This window comes from Chitinimonas sp. (assembly GCF_041904975.1).
In the GTDB taxonomy this organism is placed as follows: domain Bacteria; phylum Pseudomonadota; class Gammaproteobacteria; order Burkholderiales; family Chitinimonadaceae; genus Chitinimonas.
On record NZ_JAYRLZ010000129.1, the window covers coordinates 1 to 11,699 of the forward strand.

General features: G+C 60.5%; 11 protein-coding genes. 3 read left to right on the plus strand and 8 right to left on the minus strand.

Annotation, left to right across the window (positions count from 1 at the left end; translation table 11 throughout):
- The coding region (gene ftsH, locus ACE3OH_RS12825) for an ATP-dependent zinc metalloprotease FtsH (RefSeq protein ID WP_374353201.1) at positions 1–1,198 on the minus strand (1,198 nt) is incomplete at its 3' end.
- 79 nt (positions 1,199–1,277) lie between these two features.
- Positions 1,278–1,898 (minus strand): 23S rRNA (uridine(2552)-2'-O)-methyltransferase RlmE, encoded by a 621-nt coding sequence (rlmE, locus tag ACE3OH_RS12830; protein ID WP_374353204.1) that lies wholly within the window; start codon positions 1,896–1,898, stop codon positions 1,278–1,280.
- A gap of 87 nt (positions 1,899–1,985) precedes the next feature.
- Between rlmE and yhbY the strand changes: the two genes are divergently transcribed.
- Positions 1,986–2,360 carry a ribosome assembly RNA-binding protein YhbY gene (gene yhbY / locus ACE3OH_RS12835; RefSeq protein ID WP_374353208.1) on the plus strand — a complete coding sequence of 125 codons (375 nt, stop codon included), beginning with the start codon at positions 1,986–1,988 and terminating at the stop codon, positions 2,358–2,360.
- A 66-nt stretch (positions 2,361–2,426) separates the two neighbouring features.
- On the opposite strand, the gene ACE3OH_RS12840 is transcribed toward yhbY, so the two are convergent.
- From ACE3OH_RS12840 to ACE3OH_RS12865, 6 genes are all read right to left on the minus strand, one after another.
- Positions 2,427–3,503: an energy transducer TonB gene (locus ACE3OH_RS12840; RefSeq protein ID WP_374353211.1), complete on the minus strand. Its 1,077-nt coding sequence runs from the start codon at positions 3,501–3,503 to the stop codon at positions 2,427–2,429.
- Between the two features lie 113 nt (positions 3,504–3,616).
- Positions 3,617–4,063 carry a DUF4149 domain-containing protein gene (locus ACE3OH_RS12845; RefSeq protein WP_374353214.1) on the minus strand — a complete coding sequence of 149 codons (447 nt, stop codon included), beginning with the start codon at positions 4,061–4,063 and terminating at the stop codon, positions 3,617–3,619.
- Positions 4,064–4,082: 19 nt separating this feature from the next.
- On the minus strand, positions 4,083–4,559 hold the full coding sequence (gene greA, locus ACE3OH_RS12850) for a transcription elongation factor GreA (protein WP_374353217.1): 477 nt from the start codon (positions 4,557–4,559) through the stop codon (positions 4,083–4,085).
- A 114-nt stretch (positions 4,560–4,673) separates the two neighbouring features.
- Positions 4,674–7,886: a carbamoyl-phosphate synthase large subunit gene (gene carB, locus ACE3OH_RS12855; protein WP_374353220.1), complete on the minus strand. Its 3,213-nt coding sequence runs from the start codon at positions 7,884–7,886 to the stop codon at positions 4,674–4,676.
- Positions 7,887–7,974: 88 nt separating this feature from the next.
- Complete coding sequence (carA, locus tag ACE3OH_RS12860) at positions 7,975–9,120, minus strand: glutamine-hydrolyzing carbamoyl-phosphate synthase small subunit (protein ID WP_374353226.1); 1,146 nt, start codon at positions 9,118–9,120, stop codon at positions 7,975–7,977.
- A 289-nt stretch (positions 9,121–9,409) separates the two neighbouring features.
- On the minus strand, positions 9,410–9,904 hold the full coding sequence (locus ACE3OH_RS12865; protein ID WP_374353229.1) for a glutathione peroxidase: 495 nt from the start codon (positions 9,902–9,904) through the stop codon (positions 9,410–9,412).
- An 81-nt stretch (positions 9,905–9,985) separates the two neighbouring features.
- On the opposite strand from ACE3OH_RS12865, the gene ACE3OH_RS12870 reads away from it, so the two are divergent.
- Both ACE3OH_RS12870 and ACE3OH_RS12875 read left to right on the plus strand, forming a co-directional pair.
- The gene (locus ACE3OH_RS12870; RefSeq protein ID WP_374353232.1) at positions 9,986–11,011 is read left to right on the plus strand and encodes an FIST C-terminal domain-containing protein; all 1,026 of its coding nucleotides are present in this window, start codon (positions 9,986–9,988) and stop codon (positions 11,009–11,011) included.
- A gap of 35 nt (positions 11,012–11,046) precedes the next feature.
- The gene (locus ACE3OH_RS12875) at positions 11,047–11,484 is read left to right on the plus strand and encodes a DUF1841 family protein (RefSeq protein ID WP_374353235.1); all 438 of its coding nucleotides are present in this window, start codon (positions 11,047–11,049) and stop codon (positions 11,482–11,484) included.
- Positions 11,485–11,699 lie beyond the last annotated feature (215 nt).

Consider the following 11,699-nt stretch of genomic DNA (forward strand, 5'->3'; position numbering starts at 1 on the left):
TCTTGTCCTTGGCCTGCTCGAAATCCTGCATATCGACAAGACGCTTGTTGCCGCGTGCGGCAAACAGGGCAGCCTCATTGACCAGGTTGGCCAAATCGGCACCCGACATGCCTGGTGTACCGCGTGCCAGCACGACGGCATTCACATCGTTGGCGATCGGCACCTTGCGCATATGCACAGCCAGAATCTGTTCGCGGCCACGGATATCGGGCAGCGGCACCACCACCTGGCGATCGAAGCGGCCAGGACGCAGCAAGGCAGGGTCCAGCACATCGGGGCGGTTGGTCGCAGCGATCACGATCACGCCGGAGTTGCCTTCAAAGCCATCCATCTCCACCAGCATCTGGTTCAGCGTCTGTTCGCGCTCGTCATTGCCGCCGCCGAGGCCTGCGCCGCGCTGGCGACCCACCGCATCGATTTCATCGATAAAGATGATGCACGGCGCGTTCTTCTTGGCATTCTCGAACATATCGCGCACACGGGCCGCGCCGACACCGACGAACATTTCGACGAAATCGGAACCGGAAATCGAGAAGAACGGAACCTTGGCTTCACCGGCGATTGCCTTGGCCAGCAAGGTCTTGCCGGTACCGGGCGAGCCCACCATCAGAATGCCGCGCGGGATGCGGCCACCAAGCTTCTGGAACTTGCTCGGGTCGCGCAGGAAGTCGACTACCTCGGTCACTTCTTCCTTGGCCTCGTCACAACCGGCGACATCGGCAAAGGTGACGCTATTATTGCTTTCATCCAGCATGCGGGCGCGGCTCTTGCCGAAGCTGAAGGCGCCGCCCTTGCCGCCACCTTGCATCTGGCGCATGAAGAAAATCCACACGCCGATCAACAGCAGCATCGGGAACCAGTTCACCAGCAGGCTCAGCAGGAAAGACTGTTCTTCCGGCGCTTGCGCAGCGAAATCGACATTGTGCTTGAGCAGGGTATCAACCATGCGCGAATCCGGCACGCCCACCGTGGTGAAGGCAGCGCCATCGGTTTTCTGGCCGCGGATCAGGTAGAAGGGATAGGAATGGCCGCCTTCGATAACGACCGACTTGATGCGGTTGTTCTCGACATCGAGCATAAAGGCCGAATAGCTGACCTGGTTCTTTTGTTCCTGGTGCTTGGAAAACTGGTTGAACACCGTCATCAGCACCAGACCGATGATCACCCATACAGCGATTTGTTTGCCCAGATTGTTCACGGGACGCTCCTTCAGCCGGCGTGGAAAAGGTCGAGCCGGCAACGACACAATGGATTTTAACGGCTACAGCCAGACACCGTCAGGGCTTTTTACCCTTGCCCAACAAATAGATTTCGGTTGAACGATCACGCGACGCTGCCGGCTTGCGGCTGACAACGGTCTGGAACATGGCCCGCATTTGCTGCAAATACTCGTTATACCCGGAGCCCTGGAAGGTCTTGACCAGAAAATTTCCCCCCGGTTTCAGCCAGTCGGCACAAAACTCCAGCGCCAACTCGCATAGGTAGAAACTTTTTGCCTGATCAATCACCGCCATGCCGCTGATATTGGGGGCGATATCGCAAATCACAAGGTCCATCAGCCGGCCATCGAGCATTTCGGTGAACTGGGCCAGCACCGATGCTTCGCGAAAATCGCCCTGCAGAAATTCCACCCCGGCGATCGGGTGCATCTCGAGGATGTCGAGCGCAAATACCCTGCCCTCGTCCCCGACCCGCCGCTTTGCCACCTGCGACCAGGAACCGGGCGCAGCGCCGAGGTCGGCCACCCACATGCCGCGCTTGAGCAGATGGTCTTTGTCGTCGATCTCGATCAGTTTGTAGGAAGCACGCGAACGGTAGCCGTCCTTCTGCGCCTGGTGCACAAAATGATCATTTACATGCTCTTGCAACCATGCCTTGCTGGTTTTGCTTCTTGCCATAAGCCAAAGACCCGATACGCTTAGAAATCAAATCGGCTAAACTTCGCCGCTTTTGCGGCTTCCCGCAGATTGAATTGAAGGAGTTTGATGATGGAATTAACGAGAGACCAGCGACTTCATCTGCGCGCGCAGGCCCATGGGCTACAGCCGGTGGTCATGATAGGCAATAACGGCTTGACTGATGCAGTGATTCGCGAGATCGCCGTCAATCTCGATGCGCATGAACTGATCAAAGTCCGGGTATTGGGTGACGACCGCGAACAGCGCGAAACCTGGTTTGCCGAGATCTGCAGCGTGCTGGGCTGCGCGGCTGTGCAGCATATCGGCAAATTGCTGGTCTTGTATCGGCCCAATCACGACGGCAAATCCAAGGTCACACTGAACAAACCCAAGCCACAGAACAAGCCGGCAGCCAATACCGCCAAGAAAAAAGCCAGCACATCGGGCACCGGTCGCCGCTGAGGCAATCGGGCTTGAACCAAGCGGATGACCGGACCATGGCCGGTTCATCCGCAGTTTTCTCCGGCCTCAATCCGCCCGGAAATCAATTTCGGTTTCGACAACGAAGCGGCTTGCAGCAGGATTGAAGCGCCACTTCGACAGCGCTGCCACCACCGCCTTGTCGAATACCTGCTTGGGCTTGGCGTCCACCACCTCGACGCGCACCACCTGGCCTTTTTCATCGACGGTCATCCTCGCCTTCACCACCCCGCTCTCAATGCCATTCCGGACAGCTTCGCTTGGAAAGTCCGGATGAAAGCTGAAGATCGGCTTGGTATTGGGCGGCGGGGCCGCCTCGGCCGGTTTGCTGGCAACTACTGTCGGCGCGGCTGGTGCACTGGCTGCAACTGGCGGTGCGCTAGGCGCCGGTGTCGGCGCTGCCGGTTTGTTCGCGGCTGGTTGAACCGTTGACGCCGCTGGCGCTGCGGTTGTCGTCGCGGCCTGTGGCGCTTGGGTGTTTGGTGCTGCGGCCACCGCTTGGGGCACGGCAGCAGCCGGTGCCAAGGCGGCCGGCGCTGCCGGCTTGTTGGCAGACTGCTTTGCGTCGGCCTGCTTGGCATCAGCCTTGGTTTCGGCCTTCACCGGCTCCGCAGGCTTGGGCGCGGCCGGGGCAAACCAGCGGGCGGGATTGGGCATTACCCCGAGCAGCTTCGGCTCTTCTTCCTCAGCAGCAGGCGCAGCGGCGCCAGCATTGGTGTTGCCGGCAACGACCAGCTGGCTGTGTGGTGCCGGACTCTTGCCCAACAAGGCAAACAAACCACCGGCGACCGCCACTACACCCAGTCCGCCCAGGATCAACGGCAGCCGGCTCTTTCGGCCGAACTGCTGCCCCAGCATGGCATTGGCCGGTCGATCAGCGGACACCCCATCAGCCGAGACAAGCAGCCCCATTGCCTGGAGGCGCTCGATATCCCGCGCGACTCGCCCCACATCGACAGTGTGGCCGGCGGCCAGGCGCTCGGCCATTTCCGACAGCAGGGTTTCGCCATCGCTCCATTGCAGCAGCTTGCGCTGATTGATACTCAAACCGTTGCTGGGCGCGGCGAGCTCGCCGTCACCTGCCTTGGTACGCTTGTAGATTGCCTGCAGATTGGGAAAAGACATCGATTGCTACTCCGTGAACAGCGCTCTAGGGTAACGGCTCGCCGCGCTGCGTCAATGCGACGCGAACGTCAATCGGTGTCGATGCCACACAAACGTGGCCGGCACACCACCGGCTATTTCACCGAACCACGAATCACATAGAACAGACCCATCAGGCTCTGCACCAGATAGATCAGGCTGGAGATTGCATGCCAGCTCTGGAATCCCCCGCCAAACATGCCTTCGGCGGCCGAGTGGACTTGCGCCTTGGCAGTGACCAGCGCCGGGAACACGGCGAACTGGTTGATCAGGGTCAGCACCAGCATGCCGAGAATCAGCCACAACTCCAGCGTCTGGAAGGCGCGCAAACCGCCCTCCCACAACATATGCAGCAGGATGTAGCTGCCGGCAACCATGCCCACCCAGGCCATATCGCGAAACAGCACACCAGCAAGACGCCCGGCAGTGCCTGAATCCATTTCATGAAACAGTACCGGCGCTACCAGCACGCCGATCACCCACAAACCGCCGATCCAGAATACCGACAGGATGGAGCGCAACGCATTCGGGAAGGTTTGCATTCGCCAGGGCCTATGGAGGTCAGATGTATTTGACGTCGAGTACTTCGTATTCGCGAATGCCGCCTGGCGCCTGCACTTCGGCGATATCGCCAGCCGACTTGCCGATCAGCGCGCGGGCAATCGGGCTGGAGACGGAGATCTTGCGCAGCTTGATATCGGCCTCATCGTCGCCGACGATCTGGTAGGTGACGTTGTCACCGGTCTCCATGTCTTCGAGATCCACCGTGGCGCCGAACACGATGCGGCCATCGGCATCGATGGCGGCCGGGTCGATGATGATGGCGTTGCCCAACTTGCCTTCCAGATCCTGAATGCGGCCCTCGACAAAACCTTGGCGCTCCTTGGCGGCATCGTACTCGGCGTTTTCCGACAAATCGCCGTGCGAGCGCGCTTCGGCAATCGCTGCAATGACATTCGGGCGCTCTACGCTTTTCAAGCGTTGCAACTCCGCCTTCAACTTTTCTGCACCGATAACGGTCAGTGGCACCTTGATCATGCTTTACTCCATGCCAGCACCCCGGCTGGCCTTAAAAACAAACCCGACGGCGTTGCCGTCGGGATCAAATGACAGCCGCCGCGATTAACTGGCGGCGGCTAACTGGTTGGGCGATTAAGGCTTGCTCAGTCTGGCGTGCAAGCCCTGGACCGAATAAACGGTCCATTCCTTCATATGCTTGATGCCATAAGCGGCTGCGCGGCCACCTGCCACCGTGGTGTAGATGGGAACACGGCCCTTGAGGGCTTCATAGCGGATCGAGTAGGAATCCTGAATGGAGGCGCGCCGCTCGTCAACCGTATTCACGATCAAGGCTATTTCGCCATTCTTGATCATGTCCACGATATGCGGACGACCTTCCTTGACCTTGTTCACCGCAGTAACCGGCACGCCGGCGGCGGAAAGGATGGCCGCCGTACCCTTGGTAGCCACCAGTTCCAGACCGGCATCCACCAGCATCTGGCCCATTTCGACCAGGCTGGCCTTGTCGGCATCACGCACCGACAGGAATACCTTGCCCTTGCTTGGCAGACGCTCACCGGCCGCTAGCTGCGACTTCACATAGGCTTCGGCAAAGGTATCGCCCACGCCCATCACCTCACCGGTGGACTTCATTTCCGGGCCGAGAATGCTGTCTACACCAGGGAATTTGATGAAGGGGAACACCGCTTCCTTCACCGAGTAATAGGGCGGAATCACCTCACCGGTAATGCCCTGCTGCGGCAAGCTCTGACCGACCATGCAGCGGGCGGCGATCTTGGCCAGCGGCCGGCTGGTGGCCTTGGACACATAGGGCACGGTACGCGAAGCACGCGGATTCACTTCCAGCACGAATACCGTCTCGCCCTGGATGGCGAATTGCACATTCATCAAGCCGACCACATTCAGCGCACGGGCCATGGCCACCGTCTGGCGGCGCAATTCGTCCTGCATGGCTTGCGACAGCGAATACGGCGGCAAGGAGCAGGCCGAGTCACCGGAGTGAACGCCGGCTTGCTCGATATGCTCCATGATGCCGCCAATCACCACCTGTTCGCCGTCGGAAATGGCATCCATATCCACTTCGATGGCGTTGTTGAGGAAGTGATCGAGCAGCACCGGGCTGTCGTTGGACACCTTGACCGCTTCACGCATATAGCGGCTCAGATCGTCCTCGCTATGCACGATCTGCATGGCGCGGCCGCCCAGCACATAGGACGGGCGCACCACCAGCGGGTAGCCGATTTCCGCGGCCAGCACCAGCGCATCCTTCTCGTTGCGGGCGGTGGCATTGGGCGGCTGCTTCAGGCCCAATTCCTGCAGCAACTTCTGGAAGCGCTCGCGGTCTTCGGCAGCGTCGATCATATCCGGGCTGGTGCCGATGATCGGCACGCCATTGGCTTCCAGGGCGCGGGCCAGCTTCAGTGGCGTCTGACCACCGTATTGCACGATCACGCCAGCCGGCTTTTCCACATGGACGATTTCCAGCACGTCTTCCAGGGTCAGCGGCTCGAAATACAGGCGATCCGAGGTGTCATAGTCGGTCGACACCGTCTCCGGGTTGCAGTTGACCATGATGGTTTCGTAACCATCCTCGCGCAGGGCTAAGGCGGCATGCACGCAGCAGTAATCAAACTCGATACCCTGGCCGATGCGGTTCGGGCCACCGCCGAGGATCATGATCTTCTTTTTGTCGGTCGGCGCGGCCTCGCACTCTTCCTCATAGGTCGAGTACATATAGGCGGTATTGCTGGCAAATTCGGCAGCACAGGTATCGACGCGCTTGTAGACCGGGCGGATGCCGAAGCCATGGCGGCGCGCACGCAGCGCGGCCGCTTCCGCACCGACCAGATTGCCAAGACGACGGTCGGAAAAGCCCTTGCGCTTGAGGCGGCGCAGCTCGTCAGCCTCCAGGCTATCGAGGCTACGACCGGCGAGCGCCTTTTCTTCCAGCACGATATCTTCGATCTGGGCAAGGAACCACGGGTCGATCTTGGTATGGGCAAACACTTCGTCCAGCGTCATGCCGACACGGAAGGCGTCGGCAACGTAAAGGATGCGCTCCGGCCCCGGCGCACCAAGCTCGGCCGCCAGTTTGTCGGAGTCGGTTGTGCGCTCATCGAAGCCAGCCAAGCCGGTTTCCAGGCCACGCAGGGCCTTTTGCATCGATTCTTGCAGGGTGCGGCCAATCGCCATCACCTCGCCTACCGACTTCATCTGGGTAGTCAGGCGGTCGTTGGCTTGCGGGAATTTCTCGAAGGCAAAGCGCGGAATCTTGGTGACCACATAGTCGATCGATGGCTCGAACGATGCCGGGGTGAGACCGCCGGTAATGTCGTTCTTCAGTTCATCGAGCGTGTAGCCGACCGCCAGCTTGGCGGCGACCTTGGCAATGGGGAAACCGGTGGCCTTGGACGCCAGCGCCGAGGAGCGCGACACGCGCGGATTCATTTCGATGACGATGAGGCGGCCATCCTTGGGATTGACCGAGAACTGCACATTCGAGCCGCCGGTATCGACGCCGATCTCGCGCAACACCGCCAGGCTGGCGTTACGCATGATCTGGTATTCCTTGTCGGTCAGCGTCTGTGCTGGCGCCACGGTGATCGAGTCGCCGGTATGCACGCCCATCGGGTCGAAGTTTTCGATCGAGCAGACGATGATGCAATTGTCGTGGCGATCGCGCACCACTTCCATCTCGTACTCTTTCCAGCCCAGCAGCGATTCTTCGATCAACAGCTCGTGGGTGGGCGACAGATCAAGGCCGCGGGTACAGATTTCGATGAATTCTTCGATGTTGTAGGCGATACCGCCGCCGGTGCCACCCATAGTGAAGCTAGGCCGGATAATGGCCGGGAAGCCGACCTTGGCCTGCACGCCCAGCGCCTCTTCCAGGCTATGGGCAATGCCGGAGCGGGCGGAACCGAGGCCGATCTTGTCCATGGCCAGCTTGAACTTCTGCCGGTCTTCCGCCTTGTCGATCGCTTCCGGGGTCGCGCCGATCAACTCAACGCCGAATTTATCGAGCACGCCATGGCGCCACAGATCCAGCGCGCAGTTCAGTGCGGTCTGGCCACCCATGGTGGGCAACACCACATCGGGACGTTCTTTTTCGATGATCTTGGCGACCACTTCCCAGGTGATCGGCTCGATATAGGTCACATCGGCCATTTCCGGGTCGGTCATGATGGTGGCCGGATTGGAGTTGACCAGGATGACCTTGTAACCCTCTTCACGCAGCGCCTTGCAGGCTTGCGCGCCGGAGTAATCGAATTCACAGGCCTGGCCGATCACAATGGGGCCGGCACCGATGATCAGGATGCTGTGGATGTCTGTACGTTTTGGCATGGCAAATTCCGTAAAAGGTGAAACGTGAAAAGTGAAAGGTGGATTTGGCGCGGCAAGGCCGCGCACGTTTCACAGGCGCTCTGCGCCGTCACATTTCACGTTTCACCTGCTCCATCGAAGCAATGAACCGGTCGAACAAATACGCCACATCATGCGGACCCGGGCTCGCTTCCGGATGGCCCTGGAAGCTGAAGGCTGGACGGTCGGTCAGGGCGATACCCTGCACGGTGCCGTCGAACAGCGAGCGATGGGTGACGCGCACATTGGCCGGCAAGCTGGCCTCGTCAACCTGGAAGCCATGGTTCTGGCTGGTGATCAGCACGCGCTTGTCGTCCAGATCCTGCACCGGATGGTTGGCGCCATGATGGCCGAACTTCATCTTGCTGGTCTTGCCACCAGCGGCCAGCCCCAACAATTGGTGACCGAGGCAGATGCCGAACAGCGGGAATTTGTCGGCCAGAAAGCGCTGGATGGCGGCAATGGCGTAATCGCAAGGCTCAGGATCGCCCGGGCCATTGCTGAGGAACACGCCATCGGGCTTGAGTTTGTAGACATCCTCAGCCGAAGTCTGCGCCGGCACCACGGTCAGCTTGCAGCCGCGCTCGGCCAGCATGCGCAGGATGTTGTGCTTGACGCCGAAGTCATAGGCGACGACATGGAATTTGTGATGAATCTGCGCGGCATAGCCCATGCCGAGTTGCCACTCGCGCGTGTCCCAGGCATAGGGTTCGCTGCAGCTGACCACCTTGGCCAGATCCTGGCCGGCCATGCTGCCAAAGCCCTTGGCCAGCGCAACTGCCTGTTCGGCGTCGATTTGCTCGCCAGCCATGATGCAGCCAGGCTGAGCACCCTTTTCGCGCAGGATGCGGGTGAGCTTACGGGTATCGATATCCGCAATGGCAACCGTGTTGTGGCGGCGCAGATAGGCATCCAGCGTCTCTTCCAGTCGGAAGTTGGAGGCACGCAAAGGCAGATCGCGAATGATCAGGCCGGCAGCGTGCACGCCATCGGACTCGGCATCCTCGCGATTCACGCCGACATTGCCGATATGCGGGTAAGTCAGCGTCACGATCTGCCGGGTGTAGGAGGGATCGGTAAGGATTTCCTGATAACCGGTGAGCGCGGTGTTGAACACCACTTCGCCCACCGTATGGCCAGCCGCGCCAATCGAGGTGCCATGAAAGAGTGTGCCGTCGGCAAGGGCAAGCAAGGCTTTGGATCGTTGTTGTGACACCAGCGGCTCCTGAATCATTGATCGTCTCCATGCCCGGGGAAGGCGATCCGCACGTGGCGGGCCTATCGCTTCCAGAACACGGCACAAAGCATCTTAGGCAAGAAACCGCACCCAAAAACTGCGCCGCTGTGTTGCGGCATGAAGAGGGGCGATGCAGACCGTGGCTTGATGCCTTGTTTTCGGGGGGGCAGACGTAAGAAAACGGGATAGGCGCGCCTATCCCGTTCCCTCTGCTAATACGGTGATTTTCGGGGCGAATTCTAGCTTATCCGGCCAGCATGGGCAATCTTCAAGCGCTTGGCGAGGCGAGCAATTCTGCGATTCTGGCTTCCAGCTCTTCAGGCTTGGTGGTCGGCGCAAAGCGCTCCAGCACGGTCCCGTCACGACCGACCAGAAACTTGGTGAAGTTCCACTTGATCATCTCGCTACCCAGAATGCCACGGGCAGAGTGCTTGAGGTACTGGAACAGCGGATGTGCGCCATCGCCATTGACATCAACCTTTTCGAATACCGGAAAAGTCACTCCGAAATTCTTCTGGCAAAACGCACCGATCTGCTCGCTATCGCCCGGTTCCTGCCCGCCGAATTGGTTGCATGGAAAACCCAGCACCTCAAAGCCCTGGTCATGAAAGCGATCGTACAGACCTTGCAGGCCCGCGTACTGCGGCGTGAAGCCGCACTCGCTGGCGGTATTGACGATCAACAGAACCTTGCCGCGGTAATCGGCCAGATTGGCCGGAGAGCCGTCGAGGCGGTTGGCAGAAATCTCGTACAAACCAGACATAGACAATCCTTTTACGGTTGGATGGTGGGGGCATGATACGCCGGCCAATGCAGCTACTGCATGTTGGTAGATAATGCATGGATGAGCCAGCCCCCCCCCCACCTTCGCGCCGCAACCGGTCTAGCCACTGCCGGTCGTGCCAGTGCCAGTCTCGCCGCCCAGGCAGTTGAAGCAGCGCTTGAGCAGCTCGGGCAGGGGCGAGCCGGCAATATCCTGCTGTTCCTGTCATCGGATTTCGCCGGCAATCCGCAACCGGCCATCATCGCCGCCGCGCGAGCTGGCCAGACCCTGTCGGTTTCGGGCTGCACCGCGCTTGGAGTCATGACCGAACAGGACTGGCTGCTGGATGTGCCGAGCGCCTGCGCCCTGGTGCTTGCCGATGAGCCACCCTACCCGCCCGATACGGCGCAACTATCGCTGGCCGCACCCAATGCCATCGACCTCGCCTGGCTGGACGACCCGCAGCCGCGCTACGGCGGTATCGCCGGCGATGTTTCCGGCATGGGCCCGTACAAGATCTGGCGCCAGTCGCGCATCGTCGGCGAAGGCCGTTGCGATCTAGTGATGCCTGCGCCCAGTCAGATCGCCATCTCGCGTGCCCTGGTGCCAGTCAGTGCCATGCATCAGGTCACCGATATCCGCGGTTTTGACCTGCATGCGCTCGACGGGCGCGGCGCCGCCGCCACCTTGCTGCGCGCAGCCGAGCCCCTGCCGCCCTTGCATGAACTGGCGCTGGCCACCTATGGCAGCGATGATCAAATCGTGCAATGCGCGCCACTGGTGTCGATCAATCCGGATGGCGGCGTCACCGTGGCTGCCCGCCTGCTGCCCGGACAAAAGGTGCGCTGGATGCGCCACGCCGCCAGTGCCGCCGATAGCGAGATGCATGGCCTCGCCAAGCAGGCAGCCCCGGCGTTCGCCCTGGTGTTCTCCTGCGCTGCACGCGGCGCCATGCTGCACCAAGGGGTGGATCGTGAATGGCAGGCCCTGCGCCAGGCCTGGCCGGATACGCCGTTTGCCGGCTTCTACGGCAACGGGCAAATTGCACCGGTCGGTGGCGCCAATCAGTTGCTGCACCGCAGCGTGGTAGTAGCGGGCTTTGGCTGAACCTAGGACAATGCCGGCCTGCAAAGGACCCAGATATGTTCTCTCCCTCCCGTGACCAAGCCCGCCAGTTCCTGTTCGACAGCTGGGCCAAATACCGGCAAGCGCAGCCACTCACCGACCTGGAAAAAATCGCCCTAGCGGTAATCCTGCGCCACCCCGAATACCACGCCATGCTCGACGCCCCCGAGCGTTATCTGGCCCGTGACTACACGCCGGAATCAGGCGAAACCAACCCGTTTCTGCATCTGAGCATGCACCTTGCCATTGAAGAGCAGCTATCGATCAACCAGCCGCACGGCGTGGTCGAACTGTATCGCGCGCTGTGCCAGCACCATGGCGATGAACACCGGGCGCAGCATGAGATGCTCGATTGTCTCGGCGAAATGATCTGGCAGGCGCAGCGCAGTGGCACCGGCCCGGATGGGCAACTCTATCTGAGCTGCATGCGGCGCAAGGCGGGTCTCGGAGAGTAAAACGCTTCAAAAGCTGCTGGCAAAATCAGCGAGGGGTCGTCAGCCGGGGGAGCCCAGCGCGCAGAAACCGGAATGTGCCGGTGTGCATGAGGATCTTGAGCACTGCGCAAGCCCGGATCACGGCCGCGCAGCGATATTGGAAATGACTTCTCAGGCACTATGCGCCAATACCGCGACGCCTTGCCTCTACGCTCACGGGCGCTACTGAAAGCTGA